This window comes from Streptomyces sp. NBC_00271 (assembly GCF_036178845.1).
GTDB lineage: Bacteria > Actinomycetota > Actinomycetes > Streptomycetales > Streptomycetaceae > Streptomyces.
In genome coordinates this window covers 2,979,392-2,998,044 of record NZ_CP108070.1, presented here as the reverse complement: position 1 = coordinate 2,998,044, position 18,653 = coordinate 2,979,392, and the positions used below count along the sequence as shown (strand labels likewise).

Annotated in this window: 20 protein-coding genes; 12 read left to right on the top strand and 8 right to left on the bottom strand. The window is 70.5% G+C overall.

The window, feature by feature from the left end; genetic code table 11:
- Nucleotides 1-37: 37 nt before the first annotated feature.
- Nucleotides 38-535 (bottom strand): FMN-binding protein, encoded by a 498-nt coding sequence (locus tag OG798_RS14125; RefSeq protein WP_095855725.1) that lies wholly within the window; start codon nt 533-535, stop codon nt 38-40.
- Between the two features lie 7 nt (nt 536-542).
- On the bottom strand, nt 543-1,913 hold the full coding sequence (locus OG798_RS14120) for a ferredoxin reductase family protein (RefSeq protein WP_328757110.1): 1,371 nt from the start codon (nt 1,911-1,913) through the stop codon (nt 543-545).
- A gap of 184 nt (nt 1,914-2,097) precedes the next feature.
- Here OG798_RS14120 and OG798_RS14115 point away from each other — a divergent pair, with 184 nt between their 5' ends.
- Nucleotides 2,098-2,850, top strand: coding sequence for a response regulator transcription factor (locus OG798_RS14115; protein ID WP_121416689.1), 753 nt, complete (start codon nt 2,098-2,100; stop codon nt 2,848-2,850).
- Nucleotides 2,847-4,355 (top strand): sensor histidine kinase, encoded by a 1,509-nt coding sequence (locus OG798_RS14110; RefSeq protein WP_121416690.1) that lies wholly within the window; start codon nt 2,847-2,849, stop codon nt 4,353-4,355. Before OG798_RS14115 ends, OG798_RS14110 begins: the two co-directional genes overlap by 4 nt.
- Nucleotides 4,356-4,366: 11 nt before the next feature.
- On the opposite strand, the gene OG798_RS14105 is transcribed toward OG798_RS14110, so the two are convergent.
- The 3 genes from OG798_RS14105 to OG798_RS14095 all read right to left on the bottom strand — a co-directional run bounded on the left by OG798_RS14105 (nt 4,367) and on the right by OG798_RS14095 (nt 6,648).
- The gene (locus OG798_RS14105; protein ID WP_328757108.1) at nt 4,367-5,056 is read right to left on the bottom strand and encodes a L,D-transpeptidase family protein; all 690 of its coding nucleotides are present in this window, start codon (nt 5,054-5,056) and stop codon (nt 4,367-4,369) included.
- A gap of 3 nt (nt 5,057-5,059) precedes the next feature.
- Nucleotides 5,060-5,647, bottom strand: a complete 588-nt coding sequence (locus tag OG798_RS14100) for a pyridoxamine 5'-phosphate oxidase family protein (protein ID WP_267061316.1) — start codon at nt 5,645-5,647, stop codon at nt 5,060-5,062.
- A gap of 134 nt (nt 5,648-5,781) precedes the next feature.
- Nucleotides 5,782-6,648, bottom strand: coding sequence for a hypothetical protein (locus OG798_RS14095; RefSeq protein ID WP_121416693.1), 867 nt, complete (start codon nt 6,646-6,648; stop codon nt 5,782-5,784).
- Nucleotides 6,649-6,955: 307 nt separating this feature from the next.
- Here OG798_RS14095 and OG798_RS14090 point away from each other — a divergent pair, with 307 nt between their 5' ends.
- The 5 genes from OG798_RS14090 to OG798_RS14070 all read left to right on the top strand — a co-directional run bounded on the left by OG798_RS14090 (nt 6,956) and on the right by OG798_RS14070 (nt 13,017).
- On the top strand, nt 6,956-8,149 hold the full coding sequence (locus tag OG798_RS14090; protein WP_261686270.1) for an argininosuccinate synthase: 1,194 nt from the start codon (nt 6,956-6,958) through the stop codon (nt 8,147-8,149).
- A gap of 121 nt (nt 8,150-8,270) precedes the next feature.
- A complete protein-coding gene (argH, locus tag OG798_RS14085) occupies nt 8,271-9,704 on the top strand; it encodes an argininosuccinate lyase (RefSeq protein WP_067365756.1) in 1,434 nt (477 codons plus the stop codon).
- 162 nt (nt 9,705-9,866) lie between these two features.
- On the top strand, nt 9,867-10,838 hold the full coding sequence (locus tag OG798_RS14080) for an aldo/keto reductase (RefSeq protein ID WP_328757107.1): 972 nt from the start codon (nt 9,867-9,869) through the stop codon (nt 10,836-10,838).
- Between the two features lie 107 nt (nt 10,839-10,945).
- Nucleotides 10,946-11,491: a TetR/AcrR family transcriptional regulator gene (locus OG798_RS14075; RefSeq protein ID WP_180293076.1), complete on the top strand. Its 546-nt coding sequence runs from the start codon at nt 10,946-10,948 to the stop codon at nt 11,489-11,491.
- Between the two features lie 2 nt (nt 11,492-11,493).
- On the top strand, nt 11,494-13,017 hold the full coding sequence (locus tag OG798_RS14070) for an MFS transporter (protein WP_121416697.1): 1,524 nt from the start codon (nt 11,494-11,496) through the stop codon (nt 13,015-13,017).
- Nucleotides 13,018-13,089: 72 nt separating this feature from the next.
- On the opposite strand, the gene OG798_RS14065 is transcribed toward OG798_RS14070, so the two are convergent.
- Complete coding sequence (locus tag OG798_RS14065) at nt 13,090-13,761, bottom strand: lysophospholipid acyltransferase family protein (protein ID WP_054230621.1); 672 nt, start codon at nt 13,759-13,761, stop codon at nt 13,090-13,092.
- Between the two features lie 288 nt (nt 13,762-14,049).
- Between OG798_RS14065 and OG798_RS14060 the strand changes: the two genes are divergently transcribed.
- From OG798_RS14060 to OG798_RS14045, 4 genes are all read left to right on the top strand, one after another.
- Nucleotides 14,050-14,289, top strand: coding sequence for a hypothetical protein (locus tag OG798_RS14060; RefSeq protein WP_095855734.1), 240 nt, complete (start codon nt 14,050-14,052; stop codon nt 14,287-14,289).
- A gap of 197 nt (nt 14,290-14,486) precedes the next feature.
- On the top strand, nt 14,487-15,692 hold the full coding sequence (locus tag OG798_RS14055) for a glycerophosphodiester phosphodiesterase (protein ID WP_267061313.1): 1,206 nt from the start codon (nt 14,487-14,489) through the stop codon (nt 15,690-15,692).
- 74 nt (nt 15,693-15,766) lie between these two features.
- The gene (locus tag OG798_RS14050; protein ID WP_095855736.1) at nt 15,767-16,273 is read left to right on the top strand and encodes a sigma-70 family RNA polymerase sigma factor; all 507 of its coding nucleotides are present in this window, start codon (nt 15,767-15,769) and stop codon (nt 16,271-16,273) included.
- Nucleotides 16,274-16,319: 46 nt separating this feature from the next.
- Complete coding sequence (locus OG798_RS14045; RefSeq protein ID WP_095855737.1) at nt 16,320-16,823, top strand: GNAT family N-acetyltransferase; 504 nt, start codon at nt 16,320-16,322, stop codon at nt 16,821-16,823.
- 44 nt (nt 16,824-16,867) lie between these two features.
- On the opposite strand, the gene OG798_RS14040 is transcribed toward OG798_RS14045, so the two are convergent.
- Nucleotides 16,868-17,242, bottom strand: coding sequence for a hypothetical protein (locus tag OG798_RS14040; RefSeq protein WP_097288849.1), 375 nt, complete (start codon nt 17,240-17,242; stop codon nt 16,868-16,870).
- A 109-nt stretch (nt 17,243-17,351) separates the two neighbouring features.
- A complete protein-coding gene (locus tag OG798_RS14035; RefSeq protein ID WP_095855739.1) occupies nt 17,352-17,711 on the bottom strand; it encodes a hypothetical protein in 360 nt (119 codons plus the stop codon).
- Nucleotides 17,712-17,780: 69 nt separating this feature from the next.
- On the opposite strand from OG798_RS14035, the gene OG798_RS14030 reads away from it, so the two are divergent.
- The gene (locus OG798_RS14030; RefSeq protein ID WP_267061312.1) at nt 17,781-18,428 is read left to right on the top strand and encodes an HAD family hydrolase; all 648 of its coding nucleotides are present in this window, start codon (nt 17,781-17,783) and stop codon (nt 18,426-18,428) included.
- The last annotated feature ends 225 nt before the right edge of the window (nt 18,429-18,653 follow it).

Genomic DNA, 18,653 nt, shown 5'->3' with positions numbered 1-18,653 from the left:
CCCTGGCCCAGAGATACGGCGCTCGACGGCCGTGCGTTCAGAGGCCTGCCGAGTCCAATGCCGATTGGAGGGACTGCCGGTATCCGTCGCTGGTGTACGTGGCCCCCGAGACGGAGTCGATCCGGGCGCTCTGCGCGGCCAGCGCCTCCCTCCTGAGCTGGGGAAGGGCGTAACTGTTGATCTCCTGGTCCCGTGGGTTGTCCGAGGGATAGGAGACCGCGGTCACATCGGTGATCTTGCCGTTCTTCAGCGTGACGCGTACCTGGACGGGGCCCCAGCGGGTCTGGATCGTGTCACCGGTGACGGTCTTGGTGCCGGTGCTCTTCGTGCTCCCGGACGAGCCTTCCGAGGAGCTTCCGGAGGTACTTCCCGACGACGGCGACTGTGACTGTGACTGTCCTGCGGACGACGTCGCCTGCGCCACGGTCGGCGCCGTGTGCGGCTTCAGCGACAGCAGCAGGACGAAACCGGTGACGGTGGTGGCGGCCGCCAGCGTCACCCGGCGCAGCGGACGGTGCTTCTTCAGGGCGTGCACGGTGACCTCACAGCTCGAACGACTCGTGGTGGATACGGCGGTCGGGGACCCCGGCCGCGCGCAGCGCCCCGTACAGGTCCCGCGCCATGGCGGGCGGACCGCACAGATAGACGTCGTGCCCGGCGAGATCGGGCACGGAGGCCCGCAGGGAATCGGCGGTGAACCGCGGACGTGTCCCGTCGGCGCCGTTGACCGCGTACAGGACGCGCGCCCCGCGCCACCGGGCTATCGCCTCCAGTTCGGCGCCGAGCGCGAGGTCCTCGGCCGTGCTCGCCCGGTAGAGCAGCGTCACGTCGCCGGGTCCGCCGGGCAGCGTCTCGAACAGGGCGCGCAGCGGTGTGATGCCGACGCCGCCGGCGATCAGCAGCGCCTTGCGTCCGGAGTGCCGCTCGGCGGTCAGCGCGCCGTAGGGGCCCTCCGCCCACACCCGGGTGCCGGGCCGCAGCAGCCCCACGGCGGCACTGTGGTCGCCGAGCGCCTTCACGGTGATCCGCATCCGGTCGGGGTGCGGCGGCGCCGACAGCGAGTACGGCGTCGAGGTCCACCGCATCCCGTCCGCGAGGAACCGCCAGCGGAAGAACTGCCCGGCCTCGGCGCCGAGCTCGTCCAGCCGTTCCCCGTGCACGACGACGGAGAAGACCCCGGGCGCCTCGCGGTGCACGGACTCCACGCGCAGCTGGTGCCGCAGGTTGAGCCGCACCGGGACGAGCAGCCGGAACCACACCACCAGCGCTGCCGTGCCCAGGTAGAGCACGTACCAGGCGGCCTGGGCGGCGGAGTTGCCGACGAAGTCCGAGCCCAGCGCGAGCTGGTGGAAGAAGGTGAGGAACACGGCCACGTACGTGAGCAGGTGCAGGTAGTACCAGAACTCGTGGCTGATCCGGCGGCGGGCCGCGCGCGCCGAGGTGATCCCGACCGCGAAGAGGATGAGCGTGCCGGTCGTGGCCTTGAGCATGTCCGGGTAGTCGAACACCACGCTCAGCGTCTCGTGCACGATGCCCGCCCCGTCCTGGGCGGCGTACCCGAACAGGATCAGCGTGACGTGCGCCACCAGCAGGCTGACCGTGTACCGGCCGGCCATGGCGTGCCAGCGGGCCACCCGGTCGGAGCCGATCCGTCGCTCCAGCAGGGGCACCCGGGCCATCAGCGCCACGAGCACCGCGCAGCTGTAGCCGCACAGCAGCCCGGCGATTCGCCCGGCGTCCGTCAGCCACCCGGCGAGGCCCACCACGGACCGCGTGTCGTACCACCACAGGGCGACGACCGCGCCGGCCCCGGCCCACAGCAGGGCCAGCAGGGGCCCGGCGGGCGAGGGGCGCGGTCGTCCGCGTCCGCGTGACGGGCGAGGGACCGCTGTCCGCTCGTACACCGTAGTCATATGTCCGTCCTTCCGGCTGTCCGGGAGGAAACTGTGCTTCGGCAACTTCTGAGCAGCCTCTGAACGGGCGCCCCCGTCGCGGATTCACAGGAAACGCAGAGCCGCGCGCGCGGCCCACTCAGAGGAAACTCAGAGGCGGGAGGGGCGCCGCCGGCTCCGGCGAGGGGCGATCCTGGAAGACGACATGAACACTCCCCGCTCCCGAGGCACCGGCCTGCCCGCGCTCACCCGCCCCGACGGCACCCCCGTCCGCGTCCTGGTCGTCGACGACGATCCCGACCTGGCCGAGGTCCTCTCCGGCGCGCTGCGCTACGAGGGCTGGGAGGTCCGGACGGCGGGCGACGGGGCCTCGGCCGTCACCGAGGCACGCGAGCTGATGCCGGACGCCGTCGTCCTCGACGTGATGCTCCCGGACACCGACGGCTTCGCCGTGCTGCGCACCCTGCACACCGTGCACCCCGAGGTCTGTGTGCTCTTCCTCACCGCGCGGGACGCCGTCGAGGACCGCATCGCGGGCATCACCGCGGGCGGCGACGACTACGTGACCAAGCCGTTCAGCCTGGAGGAGGTCGTCGCCCGGCTGCGCGGCCTGCTGCGCCGCGCGGGCATGGCCCGACAGCTGGACGAGGGCCCGCGCCTGACCGTCGGCGACCTCGTGATGGACGAGGAGGCCCGCGAGGTGACCCGGGGCGGCGAGCTGGTCGAGCTGTCGCCGACCGAGTTCGAACTGCTGCGCTTCCTGATGCGCAACCCGCGCCGGGTGCTCAGCAAGGCGCAGATCCTCGACCGCGTCTGGTCCTACGACTTCGGCGGTCAGGCCCATGTCGTGGAGCTGTACATCTCGTACCTGCGCAAAAAGGTGGACGCGGGCCGCCAGCCCATGATCCACACGGTGCGGGGCGCCGGGTACGTGATCAAACCGGTGGCCGGACGATGAGCCGGCGCCGATGGTCACGGGCGCGGGCGGTCATAAGCCGGCTGCCGTTCGCGCGCACGATGCGGGCCCGCCTCACCGCCGGGCTCCTGGTGCTGCTCGCCGTCAGCTGCGCCGCCGTCGGCGTGGCCGCGGTGTACGAACTGAACGGCTTCCTCACCGGCCGCGTCGACCAGCAGCTGCACGACGTGGGGGTACGGTTCCCCGCGAGCCTGGAGCACAGCACCGTCAAGCCGTCGGACCATGACGGCGACGAGCACGGCGACACCCGGCGGCAGAGCACCGGCACCTTCGGCGCGCGGCTGGTCGGCCGGGACGTCACCAACGCGGCGGTCGTGCCCTCCGGCCAGAACGTCACCGACCTGAACGTGTCCCTGACCACCTCCGACCGGCAGACCCTGGCCGGCATCCCCACCGACGGCCGCGCCCACACCGTCTGCCTGTCGGCACTCGGCCACTACCGCGTGCTGGCGGCGCGCGGACTGGACGGCGACGTCCTGGTCACCGGGCTGCCGATGGAACCGGTCACGGCCGCCGTGCACCGCCTGGAACTGGTCGCCGGCGGTGTCTTCGGCCTCGCCCTCGTGGTCGCCGGAGTCGCCGGCGCCCTGTGGGTGCGCTGGTCGCTGCGCCCACTGAGCCGGGTCGCCGAGACCGCGACCCGGGTCAGCGAGCTGCCGCTCGCCAGCGGTGAGGTGGCGCTGCCGCCGCGCGCGCCGGAGCAGGACCCACGCAGCGAGGTGGGCCGCCTCGCCAGTGCCTTCAATCGGATGCTCGGCCATGTCGAGGACGCCCTGACCAAGCGGCACGCGAGCGAGGAACGGCTGCGCAGCTTCGCGGCCGACGCCAGCCATGAGCTGCGCACGCCGGTCGCCTCGGTCCGCGGCCACGCCGAGCTGGCGCTGCTGCACCCGGACCCGGTGCCGCCCAAGGTCACCCGGGCCCTCGAACGCATCGCCGCCGAGTCGGCGCGCATGGGCGAGATGGTCGACGACCTGCTCCTGCTCGCCCGCCTCGACGCGGGCCGCCCGTTGGAGCGCCTTCCCGTCGACCTCACCCACCTCGTCCTCGACTCGGTCACCGACGCCCGCGCCGCGGGGCCCGACCACCGCTGGACGCTGGAACTCCCGGAGGAACCGGTCACGGTGACGGGCGACGCCCACCGCCTCCAACAGGTGTTGGCCAACCTGTTGGCCAACGCCCGTTGGCACACGCCCGTCGGCACCAAGGTCACGGTGTCCCTGGAGACCGACGCCGAAACGGCCGTCCTGACGGTCCACGACGACGGCCCGGGAGTTCCGGAGGACGTCCAGCCCGGCGTCTTCGAACGCTTCACCAGAGCCGACCGCCGTCGCACCGGTGGAGCGGGCGGTGGCGCGGGGCTCGGGCTGTCCATCGTGGCGGCCGTGGTGGAGGCCCACGGCGGCACGGTCGAGCTGGAGAGCCGTCCGGGGGCGACGACGTTCACGGTCCGTCTCCCAGGCACTCGTCTTTCCGGGCAACGGTGACGGAGGCGCACCTAGTAACGAGTGATCGCCATATCCCCCCTCGCCGTCCCGATCGCGATACGCGGCCCCCGCGCGGGATCGACCCACGCCAGAACCCGCCGCATCGCATCCTCCGACACCGACACACAACCAGCCGTCGCCCCGGCCCCGTCGGCATGCAGGAAGATTCCCGCCCCGCGCCCCCGCACGGGCCGCTCGTAGTTGAACCCCACGACCAGCGCGTACGCGTACTGCGTCGTGTACGCGATCAGATGCTCGGACTCGGACGCACGGCAGTCGGCCGGCCGCGGCTCGGTCCACCGGTTGTAGGAGCGGGAGTCGTCGTCCTGGCACCACCAGGACTCCTCCCGCACCCGCCGGTAGGGAACCGCGGTGCCGCCCGGCGCGGCCTTGATCCCGAAGGCGAACGGAAGGTCGTACAGCCCCGTGGGTGTCGTGTTCGATCCCTGCTTGCGTGAGCCCCCCTCCGCCAGCCCCTTCGCCCCGAAGCGCGCCGCCGCCGAACCGGCCTTCACCCAGCGCCCGCCCCGCCGGTCCCACCAGGTGAGCGTGCCCGAGGTCGAGTCCCCGCGGGGCGCCTGAGCCGTGATCAGCTGGCTGCCGCCGCCGGTGTCCGCCAGCTGCTCGGGGAGGGTGGGCGGATCGCTCGGGGCCAGGGCGAGCAGGGACGCGGACGCGAGGGCGGCGGCTGCGAGGCGCATGGCTCAGACCGTACGGGGAGGCAGCGGGAGCGGCAGCCCGGGCAGGCCGTTCAGGCTCGTCGCCACGTGGTCCTTCTTGGTGAAGTACTCGCTCAGCGAGGCGTCGTCCTCGCGCGCGAAGCGCTTGCCGTGCAGATCGCGGTCCGCTTCGTACGACATGAAGGGCACCGCGTAGCCGCAGGTGTCCCGGACGAGTTCGGCGGTCACGACGATGATCGCGCGCAGGCCGTGCGGGGTCGGGTCGATGCCCGGGAAGTGCGTGAGCAGTTCCTCGAAGCGGGGATCGTCGCGGAAGACGGGCTCGCCGTGGCCGTGCACCCGGACGATGTTCGGCGGCCCCTGGAAGGCGCACCACATGAGGGTGATCCGGCCGTTCTCCCGGAGATGGGCGATCGTCTCCGCGTTGCTGCCGGCGAAGTCCAGGTAGGCGACGGTGAGTTCGTCGAGGACGACGAACGAGCCCGTGAGGCCCTTGGGGGAGAGGTTGACCGTGCCGTCCCCGGACAGGGGGGCGGTCGCGGTGAAGAAGAGGGGCTGCGCCTCGATGAACGAACGAAGCCTGCCGTCTATGCGTTCATAAGTCTTTCCCATGTCTAATGATTATTGGGCAAGACCATTCGCGTGTCTAAGGAATTCACCCGTCCGGGGCATGGGTTCACGTGGCGGACGGATCCGTGGCCGCCGCGCCCCGGTCGGCAGACGGGGCGTGGCGGCCACGGAAGACGTCACTTGTTGAGCGTGCAGGTCGCGAGGGAGTCCAGACCCGTGGGCTTGGCCGCGGTGCGGCCGATGGAGATGGCGATGCGGTCGATGGTCGACTTCCGCTTGTCCGCGAGGGGGCCGAGGATCGCGTTCTGCACGAAGTTCGGTCCGCCCTGGCCGACGGTGTTCGCCAGTCGGGTGTTCGCCTCGGTGATCTGGGTGTTCAGGAGCGTCAGGTTGCGGGTGACCTCGGCCTGCGCGGAGGCCGGGATCGCGGGCAGCTTCGACGCGACGTCCGGGCAGGTGATGGTGCCGGCGGCGGTGGTGCTGCCGGTGTTGCCCGCGGCGCCCGTGTTTCCGGTGTTCCCCGTGTTTCCGGCCTGCTGGGTGGCCGTCGCGCTCGGGGCCGCGGTGGCCGCGCCGCCGCCCGCGTTCGCGCCGTTCGCGTTCAGGGTGCAGGGCGCGAGCGAGTCGAGACCCGCGGGCTTGGCCGCGGTGCGGCCGATCGCGGTGGCGATGCGGTTGATCGTCGCCACCCGCTTGTCCTTGAGGGGGCCGAGGATCGCGTTCTGGACGAAGTTGGGGCCGCCCTGGCCGACGGTGTCGACGAGCCGCTTGTTGGCCTCGGCGATCTGGGTGTCCAGGAGGGTGAGGTTGCGAGTGACCTCGGCCTGCGCGGAGGCGGGGATCGCGGGCAGGCTCGGCGCGACGGCCGGGCAGTTCACGGTGCCCGGGGAGGTCGCGGCCTTGGTGGTGGCGTTCGTGCTGCTCTTGGACGTCTCCCCGGCCAAGGCGTTGCCGGCGATCACGGCTCCGGAGAGCACCACCGCGGCGGTGCCGCCGATCATCAGGACGCGGCGCTTGTTGTACTTCGGAAGGGCCCTGGACATGCGGAAGCCTCACTCGGTTCGGGGGTGGGGGACCGTCCGGTGGTCGTCCGGGCGGTCCGTTGCTCGTCGCGCCTCGGTCTGCGAAGACCTCGGCGGCAAAACCTCTGTGTACGAAAACCTCGGTGTACGAAAACGCGGCGCCTGCGTTCGGGAAGAGGTACGAGAAAGCGCGTTCCGTCGTTCAAACACCCTCAGACATTTTCGATCAGGGTTCCCCATGACCCTTCGAAGGGGACCCGTGATTGACGAATCATGCAGAGTGCTGCATACTCATGCATATCAGCGAATGCAGTGTGAGGAGAAACCCGTGACCGAGCGCGTCGTACTCGCCTACTCGGGCGGTCTGGACACCTCCGTCGCCATCGGCTGGATCGCCGAGGAGACGGGCGCCGAGGTCATCGCCGTCGCGGTCGACGTCGGTCAGGGCGGCGAGGACCTGGACGTCATCCGCAAGCGCGCCCTCGCCTGCGGTGCCGTCGAGGCCGAGGTCGCGGACGCCAAGGACGAGTTCGCCGAGGAGTACTGCCTCCCGGCGATCAAGGCCAACGCCCTCTACATGGACCGCTATCCGCTGGTGTCGGCCCTCTCCCGGCCGACCATCGTCAAGCACCTCGTCGCCGCCGCCCAGAAGCACGGCGCCACCACGGTCGCCCACGGCTGCACCGGCAAGGGCAACGACCAGGTGCGGTTCGAGGCCGGCATCGTCGCCCTCGCCCCCGACCTCAAGTGCATCGCCCCGGTCCGCGACTACGCGATGACCCGTGACAAGGCGATCGCCTTCTGCGAGCAGAAGAACCTCCCGATCGCCACCACCAAGAAGTCCCCGTACTCCATCGATCAGAACGTCTTCGGGCGCGCGGTCGAGACGGGCTTCCTCGAGGACATCTGGAACGCGCCGATCGAGGACATCTACGAGTACACCTCGAACCCGGCCGAGGCCCGCGACGCCGACGAGGTCGTCATCTCCTTCAAGGAGGGCGTCCCGGTCGCCGTCGACGGCAGGCCCGTCACCGTCCTGCAGGCCATCCAGCAGCTCAACGTGCGCGCCGGCGCCCAGGGCATCGGCCGGATCGACATGGTCGAGGACCGGCTCGTGGGCATCAAGTCCCGCGAGGTGTACGAGGCCCCGGGCGCGATCGCGCTCATCACGGCCCACCAGGAGCTGGAGAACGTCACCGTCGAGCGTGAACTCGCCCGCTACAAGCGGCAGGTCGAGCAGCGCTGGGGCGAACTGGTCTACGACGGCCAGTGGTTCTCCCCGCTCAAGCGCGCCCTGGACGGCTTCATCGACGAGGCCAACCAGCACGTCAACGGCGACATCCGGATGACCCTGCACGGCGGCCGCGCGGTCGTCACCGGACGGCGCTCGGAGACCTCGCTCTACGACTTCGACCTGGCGACGTACGACACGGGCGACACGTTCGATCAGGCCGCCGCCAAGGGCTTCATCGACATCTACAGCCTGTCGTCGAAGATCGCCGCGAAGCGGGACCTGGCGTAACGGCTCGCACGGCGGCTCGCGTACGACGAGGTCCACCCCGAACGCACTAGCCTGACAGCCGCCTCCTCACTCACGGGTGGGGAGGCGGCGGCACATCCAGACCTTCCGAGGAGCAACGCAAGTGAGCAGCAACAGCGGTGACGTCCGGCTCTGGGGCGGCCGTTTCGCCGACGGTCCCGCCGAGGCGCTGGCCAAGCTGTCCGCGTCCGTCCACTTCGACTGGCGGCTCGCGCCGTACGACATCGCCGGATCGCGTGCCCACGCGCGCGTACTGCACAAGGCGAACCTCCTTGACGACGACGAGCTGACGCGGATGCTCGCGGGCCTCGACCAGCTCGAAGCCGACGTGGCGGACGGCTCCTTCGTGGGCACCATCGCCGACGAGGACGTGCACACGGCCCTGGAACGCGGGCTGCTGGAGCGCCTCGGCCCCGACCTCGGCGGCAAGCTGCGCGCGGGTCGCTCCCGCAACGACCAGGTCGCGACGCTGTTCCGCATGTGCCTGCGCGACCACGCCCGTACGATCGGCGGTCTGATCGCCGACCTCCAGGACGCGCTGATCGGCCTCGCGGAGGCGCACCCGGACGTGGCGATGCCCGGCCGTACGCACCTCCAGCACGCCCAGCCGGTGCTCTTCGCCCACCATGTGCTGGCTCACGTCCAGCCCCTGTCCCGGGACGCGGAGCGGCTGCGCCAGTGGGACGAGCGGACGGCGGTCTCGCCGTACGGCTCCGGCGCGCTCGCGGGCAGCAGCCTCGGTCTGGACCCGGAGTCGGTGGCGAGGGACCTCGGCTTCGAACACGGCTCCGTCGCGAACTCCATCGACGGCACGGCATCCCGCGACTTCGTGGCGGAGTTCGCCTTCATCACCGCGATGATCGGCGTGAACCTCTCCCGGATCGCCGAGGAGGTCATCATCTGGAACACGAAGGAGTTCTCCTTCGTCACCCTGCACGACGCCTTCTCCACCGGCTCGTCGATCATGCCGCAGAAGAAGAACCCGGACATCGCCGAGCTGGCGCGCGGCAAGTCGGGCCGTCTGATCGGCAACCTGACCGGCCTGATGGCGACACTCAAGGCGCTTCCGCTCGCGTACAACCGCGACCTCCAGGAGGACAAGGAGCCGGTCTTCGACTCCATCGACCAGCTCGAGGTCCTGCTCCCGGCCTTCACCGGCATGATGGCCACGCTGACCGTGCACCGCGAGCGCATGGAGGAGCTGGCCCCGGCCGGCTTCTCGCTCGCCACGGACATCGCCGAGTGGCTGGTCAAGCAGGGCGTGCCGTTCCGCGTCGCCCACGAGGTCGCCGGCGAGTGCGTCAAGGTCGCGGAGGCCGACGGCAAGGAGCTGAACGACCTCACCGACGAGCAGTTCGCGAAGATCTCGGCCCATCTCACCCCCGAGGTGCGCTCCGTCCTGAACGTCCCGGGTGCCCTCGCCTCCCGCGACGGCCGCGGCGGTACGGCACCCAGCGCGGTCGCCGTCCAGCTCGCCGAGGTGAAGTCGGACGTCGCGGCCCAGCACGCGTGGGCCACGGCCAAGAAGAAGCGGTAAGAAAAGCGCCCCGCAGGGGGGCGCGGGGAACTGCGCGACAAGCCACGACGAACTCGCACGCGCCAAAGCACCGCACGCACCGAGCTCTGAGGCGAGAGCCGAAGGTCATCGCGGGTTACGTTGGTCAGGAGCCGCACCGGAGCCGACCGAACGGAGCCCGCGATGCCCTTCGCCCGTCTCGCCACCGCCACGACGCCCACCTGCCACATCGGCCTGGGCCTCGCCGCCGTCGGCCGCCCGGGTTACATCAACCTCGGCCGGGACCATGACCTCGGAGAGGATCGCAGCGTCGAAACGCTGCGCGCCCGCACCCACGAACTCCTCGACGCCGCCTACGCGCAGGGCGTGCGCTACTTCGACGCGGCTCGTTCCTACGGCCGTTCGGAGGAGTTCCTCGCCGACTGGCTGAAGAGCCGGCCGGACGTCGACGACGTGGTCATCGGCAGCAAGTGGGGCTACACCTACACCGCGGACTGGACCACGGACGCCGAGAAGCACGAGGTCAAGGACCACACCCTCGCCACGTACGAGCGACAGCGCGCCGAGACCGCCGCGCTGCTCGGTGACCGGCTCGACCTCTACCAGATCCACTCGGTGACCCCGGACAGCCCGGCCCTCACCGACAAGGAACTCCACGCGAAACTCGCCGAGGCGGCCGCCCAGGGCCTTTCGATCGGCTTCTCCACGAGTGGACCCGCCCAGGCCGAGGCCATCCGCGCCGCGCTCGCCGTGACGGTCGACGGCGAGCCCCTCTTCCGTACCGTCCAGTCGACGTACAACGTCTTGGAGACCTCGGCGGCTCCCGCCCTCGCCGAGGCGCACGACGCCGGGCTCACGGTGATCGTCAAGGAGGGCATGGCCAACGGCCGCCTGGCCGCCGAGCACGCGCCGGACGCGGTGCGGGCGATCGCCGAGGAGACCGGCCTCGGCGCCGACGCCGTCTCCCTCGCGCTGATCCTGCGGCAGCCCTGGGCCGGAGTCGTCCTCTCGGGCGCGGCCACCTCCGCCCAGCTCGCCTCGAACCTGCACGCGGCGGTCGTCGACCTGGACGAGGACCAGCTGACCCGCCTCGCGGCGCTCGCGGAGGACCCGGACGTGTACTGGGAGCGGCGCGGGCAGCTGCCCTGGCACTGACCGCAGCGGAAATCCCACGCACCACAAAAGTTTACAAAGTAGGTCACGGGTGAGACTCGCACGCTCCTGGTGAGACAAGTATGTCTCACATGGGGTACTGTTGTCTCATGGCCGTCGACCGTGACCACGTGCTGCGCAGCGCAGCCGCCCTGCTCACCCGTAAATCCACCGCCACCATGGACGAGGTCGCCAGGGCGGCCGGGATCAGCCGGGCCACGCTGCATCGCCAGTTCGCCGGACGGGACGCGCTCGTCCGGGCGCTGGAGGCCCTCGGCATCGAGGAGTGCGAGGCGGCGCTCGATGCCACCCGCCTCGACGAGGGCACCGCTCAGGAAGCCCTGCGCCGCCTGGTGAAGGAGCTCGAACGCGTGGCCGGGCTGCTCGCCTTCCTCTACACCGAGAACCAACTGTTCGAGGGTGAGGGGCAGAACGAGGGCTGGGCCCGGCTCGATGCCCGGATGGCCGCCCTGTTCCGGCGCGGCCAGGAGGGCGGCGAGTTCCGCATCGACCTCAGCCCCGCCTGGCTCACCGAGGCGCTCTACGGGCTGATGGCCTCGGGCGCGTGGGCCGTGACCGAGGGCCGTGTCGCCGCCAAGGACTTCCACTACATGATCGTCGAGCTGCTGCTCGGCGGCGCACTACGGAGAGAGTGATCATGACCAGCACCTTGCAGCCGGCGTATAAGGCGGAGGTGGAGAAGCGTACGGGCCGTTGGCTCGCGCTCTGCGTCCTCGTCCTCGCCGTGCTGTTGGTGGCCGTCGACGCGACCGTGCTCGGTCTCGCGACCCCTTACATCAGCGAGGACCTGAAGCCCTCCGGCACCCAGCTCCTGTGGATCGGTGACGTCTACTCGTTCGTCATCGCCGGTCTGCTCGTCTCCATGGGCAGCCTCGGCGACCGCATCGGCCGCAAGAAGCTGCTGCTGATGGGCGCCACGGCATTCGGCGCGATATCGGTGCTCAACGCGTACGCGACGACCCCGGAGATGATGATCCTGGCGCGGGCGCTGCTCGGAGTCGCCGGCGCGACCCTGATGCCCGCCACGCTCGCCCTCATCCGCAACCTCTTCCACGACCCGCGCGAGCGCAGCCTCGCCATCGGCATCTGGGGCGCCACGGCCTCCGCCGGTACGGCGGTCGGGCCCGTCGTCGGTGGCTTCCTGCTCGAACACTTCTGGTGGGGTTCGGTCTTCCTCATCAACGTGCCCGTGATGCTGATCCTCGTCCCCGTCGGCATCAAGCTGCTGCCCGAGTCCCGCAACCCGAACCCCGGCCCCTGGGACCTGGCCAGCGTCGTGCTCTCCCTCGTCGGCATGATCGGCATCGTGTACGCGGTGAAGGAGGCCGCCACGCACGGGTTCACCTGGGAGCCGATGGCCGTCGGCGTGCTCGGCGCCGGGGCCCTGTACGGCTTCGTGCGCCGTCAACTCGCGATGCCCGTACCGCTGCTGGACATGCGGCTGTTCCGCAACCGGGGCTTCTCGGCGGCGGTGCTCGCCGATCTGCTGACCGTCTTCGGCCTGTCCGGACTGGTCTTTTTCCTCTCGCAGTACCTGCAACTCGTCCAGGGCAGGCCGCCGTTCCAGGCGGGGCTCGCCGAACTGCCCGCCGCCATCGGCGCGGTGGGAGCGGGTCTGATCGCGGGCTCGGTCGCGCGCCGCTACTCGGTGCGTGCCGTGGTCTCCGGTGGTCTCGCCGCCGTGGGCCTCGCGCTCGGTGTACTCACCCTGTTGAACCAGTCCACCGGGTACTCGGTGCTCGGCTCGGCGCTTCTGATCGTCGGCGTCGGCGCGGGCTTCTCGTTCACCGTCACCGCCGACGTGATCCTCTCCAGCGTGCCCAAGGAGCAGGCCGGCGCCGCGTCCGCGGTCTCCGAGACGGCGTACGAGCTCGGCGCCGCCCTCGGCATCGCCCTGCTCGGCTCCATCGTCACCGGCGTCTACGCGGGCTTCACCGGCCCCGCGGGCACCCCGGCAGGAGCACACGACTCCCTGGGCGGCGCGGTGGAGGCGGCGGCAACCCTGCCCACCCACACCGCGGAGGCCCTGCTGACCGCGGCCCGCACATCCTTCGTGGACGGCCTGGCACTGGCGTCCGGCATCGGATCGGCGGTACTGCTGGCCACAGCGGCAGCAGCATGGTTCCTGCTGAAGGACCAGAACTTGGAAACCGGGGTCTAGGGAGGCGCCCCTTGAGGGGCGCGGGGAACTGCGCGACAAGCCACGACGCACCCGCACCCGAACAACAAACTGCTACGCGGCCTTGGCCTTCGTGGCGTACATGTCCACGTACTCCTGCCCCGACAACCGCATGACCTCGGTCATCACGGAGTCGGTCACGGCCCGCAGCACATACCGGTCACGGTCCATGCCTTCGTACCGCGAGAACTCCATCGCCTCACCGAAGCGGACCGTGACGCGGCCCGGCCGCGGCATCCCCGCACCGCCGGGCTGCAGCTTGTCCGTGCCGATCATCGCGAACGGGACGACCGGGGCGCCGGTCATCAGGGTGAGGCGGGCGATACCGGTGCGGCCGCGGTAGAGCCGGCCGTCGGGGGAGCGGGTGCCCTCCGGGTAGATGCCGAAGACCTTGCCCTCCTCCAGAATGCGACGGCCGGTCATCAGCGCCGCGACACCACCGTTGGCGCCGTCCCGGTCCACCGGGATCATGCCGACGCCGGTGAAGAACCAGGCCATGAGGCGGCCCTTGAACCCCTTGCCGGTGACGTACTCGTCCTTGCCGATGAAGAGCACCTGCCGGTCGCAGACCAGGGGCAGGATCATCGAGTCGATGAACGTGAGATGGTTGCCGGCCAGGATGACGGGGCCGTCGCCCGGGATGTGCTCCACGCCTTCCACCCGTGGGCGGAACATCAGGCGCATGATCGGTCCGAGCACTGCCTTGATGAGCGCGAAGCGGGACAACGGGCCCTCCGGTGTCAAGGGATCGGTATGAAGTATGTGCAGGTGAGGACGATACTCGCGGCCCCCCGGTGATTGCACATCGGGTTCACCGACTGGATACGGACTGTTGACCAATGTTTACCTGAGGTGGCGGGCTGTTGCGCGTTCGTCACACGGACGGAAGCATGTGACGTATCTCGCGACGGCCCCGGCCGCCACGCCGCACGAGTTGCACAGGTTCGCCGAACGAGTCGCACAGTTCGACCGGGTCGCACGCCTTGCAGGAGTCGAACGGATGGAACGGGGATCGTGAGATACATGATCGTGACGCTCACCGCCTTGGTCCTGATCTTCGGGAGTGCCGCAGTGGTCCTGATCCGCAGGGACCGCCGCCGCGTCTACGACGGACCCGACTCGGCGCGGATAGAGGCGCAGGCGACCAGGGGCCTGCGCGACGCCCGCCGCCGCGCTCACGCGGCCCAGCATGTCAGCGACTCCGGGGCCGTCAGCGCCGCCCGGGACCGGGACCCCGGAATCGGGAACCTCTGACCGCGTACCCGGACCGCGTACCCACCCCCGTCACCCCGAAACTGACGGACCGCCAGCCCACTTGTTCCGTACAGCTGTTTCGTACGCCATCGAGTGGCACCCACGTGTTCCGCCGCAGGTCTCCCTCCCGTCACGGAAGGGAACCTACGATCGACCCGCTTTGACAGGTACGGGGCGGTACGGCGGGAGGAGCGCTCATGGGGACGCAGGGGACGACGCAGGGGACACCGGAGTCGCGGGAGCCGAACGGGCAGGACCGGGGCACCGCGCGACGCGCGCTGCTCGGGGCCGCGGTGCTCGGCGCGGGCGGAGCGGTCCTCGGGCTGCCGGGTGCGGCGAGAGCCGACGAGCGGCACGGGAGCGGCGGGCACGGCGGCGGCTACAAGAGCCTGCCGAAGCCGACCGTCATCGGGCACCGGGGCGCCAGCGGCTACCGGCCCGAGCACACCTTCGGCTCGTACCAGCTGGCCCTCGACATGGGCGCCGACGTCGTCGAGGCCGGTGACCTGGTGCCCACCAAGGACGGCCACCTCGTCTGCCGGCACGAGCCGGAGATCGGCGGCACCACCGACGTGTCGGCGCACCCCGAGTTCGCCGACCGCAAGACCACCAAGACCCTCGACGGCATCCCCACCACGGGTTGGTTCACCGAGGACTTCACCCTCGCCGAGCTGAAGACCCTGCGGGCCGTCGAGCGCATCCCCGCCAACCGCCCGCACAACACGCTCTACAACGGCCGCTGGGAGATCCCCACCTTCGAAGAGGTGCTCCACTGGCAGGACGAGCAGACTCGCAAGCGCGGCAAGCAGGTCTGGATCTACCCCGAGACCAAGCACCCCACCTACTTCCGCGCGCTGGGCCTCGGCCTGGAGGAGCGCCTCGCCAAGGTGCTGCGCAAGCACGGCAAGGACAAGACGAACTCGCCGGTCATCATCCAGTCCTTCGAGCCGACCAGCATCCAGCGCCTCGACAAGCTGGTCGACAACCCGCTCGTCGTGCTGCTCTCCGCCGCGAACACCCGCCCCTGGGACTTCGTCACGACGGGCGACCCGCGCACCGTCGCCGACCTCGTCAAGCCCGAGGGCCTGAAGTGGATCGCCTCGTACGCCCAGGGCATCGGCCCCACGCTCGACCTGGTCATTCCCAAAGACGCGAACGGCGCCCTCACCGCGCCGACCACGCTGGTCGCCGACGCGCACCGCGCGGGCCTGATCCTGCACCCGTACACCATGCGCAACGAGAACGCCTTCCTGCCCGCGAACTTCCGGCAGGGCACCGACCCGAACGCCTACGGCGACGCCTTCGGCGCCTTCAAGACCTACTTCGCCACCGGCATCGACGGCGTCTTCTCGGACAACGCGGACACCGCGCTGCTCGCCCGCGAGGACTTCGTCAACGGATGATCCACTCACCCCGGATGGGGTGACAGTCCCCCGCCCCGGCAACCCTGTGCCGGGGCGGCGGCGTCCCGCCGCATATGACCCACGAGATGGTTGCCACCCTGCGTCCGCTGCTCGCCGCCGAGGCCTCGGCGGAAGGCTTTGCGTCCGGGACCGAACCGAGCGACCTCGAACAGGCCGTCTGGCTGCGCCTGCTGGAGCGCCTCGACTCGGACGGGCCGCCCGTCGACCCGCAGGGCTGGTTGCGCCGCGCCGTGCGCTCCGAGGTCCGCCGCACCCGCCGCACGGCCCGGCACGAACGGCCTTACGTCCGCGAACCCGCCGACGAGAGCGGGCCGGACCCCGAGCAGCAGGTGATGACCGCCGACAGCCGGCGCGCCCTGCACGACGCGGTCCGGCGGCTGCCGGGCCGCTGCCCCGGTCTGATGGCGGCACTGCTCTCCCCGAAGGACCTCACCTATCGGGAGATCGCAGGCGAGTTGGGTATCTCACAGGGCAGTCTGGGTCCGGAACGTTCCAGATGCCTGGGATGTCTGCGTCGATTGCTCTCTCCGGTGGTTGCGGCCCGCGCACCACGGGGATAGGAGTGGGGGACGACCGGTGGAACAGGTGAGCGGGAGGCATGCACACATGGGCATGAGCGTGACCATCTCGGCGGCGACCGAGCAGGACGCAGAGCAGATCCTCAAGCTGCAGTACCTCTGCTACCAGAGCGAGGCCGAGCTGTACGGGGACTACGGCATCGAGCCGCTCACGCAGCCGCTCGACTCCCTCAGGGCGGAGTTGGCGGACGGTACGGTCCTGGTGGCCAGGCTGGGCGAAGAGGTGGTGGCCTCGGTCCGCGGGGCCGTGGACCCGGACGGCACGGCCCGCATCAACAAGCTCATCGTCCATCCGCGCATGCAGCGCCACGGCTTGGGCGGGCGGCTGCTCGCCGCGATCGAGGCCAAGCTCGCGACAGACGGCGCGGCCAAGTCCTTCCAGCTCTTCACCGGCCACCGCAGCGACCGCAACCTGCGGATGTACCGCAAGCACGGCTACGCGCAGGTCTCCACGGAGCGCGTCGACGAGCGGCTCACCCTGGTGACCCTGCAGAAGGGCGCCGACACGGGCGCGTTCGTGACCAGCGCCTGACCAGCGCCCGTGTTCCGGGCCCGAGCGACGGCTACGGGCCCGAGCTACGCCGACCGGTCGGCCGTACGCGCCTTGCGCAACCAGTACATGGCCGACAGCGGCAGCAGCACCGGGATGAACAGATAGCCGATCCCGTAGTCCGACCACACGGTGGCGTCGGGGAAGGCGGACGGCTCGACCAGCGTCCAGGTCCCGACGGTCAGCACGCCCACGAGCTCGGCGGCGCAGCACACCAGCGCCGCCCTGCGGGCCGTTTCGCCGCCGCGCACGAGTGAGTACGTGATGAAGCCGTAGACGAGGCCCGCGACCGCCGACAGCGAGTAGGCGAGCGGGGCCTTGTCGAACTCCGTGGAGATCTGGACGGCGGAGCGCGACACGGCGCCGACGACCATCACGCCGTACAGCCAGAGCAGCAGCATGCCGGGGCCGCTGATCAGCCGGGTGCGCTTCTTCTCCGGACCCTCCTGGCTCTCCCGGCCCTCCTGATTCTCCTGAGGCGTGGTCCCGTTCTCCTCCGTGGCCGTCATCTCAGCCTCCCCAGATGTCATAGAGCCGCACCTCCAGTACGGCGAGGACGACACCGCCGGCCGCCACCGTGATCGATCCCCAGCGGGTGCGCTCCGCCAGCGACATGAAGCCCGCGGCCGGAATGCACGCGAAGGCACCGAGCAGATACGCCACGAAGATCGTCGTGCCCTGGTCGGGCTTCTCGCCGCGCGCCAGCTGGACGATTCCGACCACCAACTGGATCACGGCGAGCAGGGTCACCACGGCCATGCCGATGAAGTGCCAGTCCTTGGTGGGCTGATCACGGTAGGCGGCCCAGCCGCACCAGGCGGCGAGCCCGAGCGCGGCGACGGCGGTCGCGACCGTCAGGGCATCAAGCATGCCGTGACCCTATTACGGGCCAAAAGGCCCGACGCCCTCGCCCCCGGGCTGCCCCGTAGGGTCGAGGGCATGAAGATCCACGCTGATGCCCTGCTGTTCGACAACGACGGGACGCTCGTCTCCTCCCTCGAGTCGGTGAACCGGTGCTGGACACGATGGGCGCGCGAATACGGGATCACCGCGGAGGACTTCGCCCGGATCGAACTGCACGGCCGCCCCGCCGTCGAGATAGCCGCCGACCTGCTGCCCGCCGACCTCGTCCCCGAGGCGCTCGCGCGCATCGAACTGCTGGAGGTCGAGGACGTCCCCGGCGGCGTCGTTCTGCTCCCCGGCACCGCGGCCTTCCTCGACTCGCTGCCGGCCGACCGTTGGGCCGTCGTCACCTCCGCCACCCGGCGACTGGCCGAGGCCCGGCTCGCCGAGGTCGGTATCCGGCCCAAGACGCTGATCTCCGCCGACGACATCACCCGCGGCAAGCCCGACCCCGAGCCCTACCTCCTCGCCGCCCGTGAACTGGGCGTCGACCCCGCCCGCTGCGTCGTCTTCGAGGACGCCCCGGCGGGCCTGCAGGCAGGCCGCGCCGCCGGGATGGCCACCGTGGCGTTGGCCACAACCCACGAGGCGTCCGAGCTGGACGCGGACCTCGTGGTGAAGGACCTCTCGGCCCTGTCCGCACTGGTCACCGACGCGGGAGTGGAGATCTCCACCCGCGGCTGAGATGTGTCCACCGCTGTCCGCAATGCGGACAGCGGTTCTGGGCCCCACCTGTACGTCTGCTTTACTTGATCCCATGACCACGACGAGCAACCGCATCCTTGCGACCGAGGCGACCATGACGCCCGGTGCTCGTTGTATGTGTCGAATGTGCGCCTTCTAGAGGGCCCCCGCACCACCGCCCCGTCTCGCGCCCCGAAGCGAGACCGCCGCGCCCTGTCCGTACCC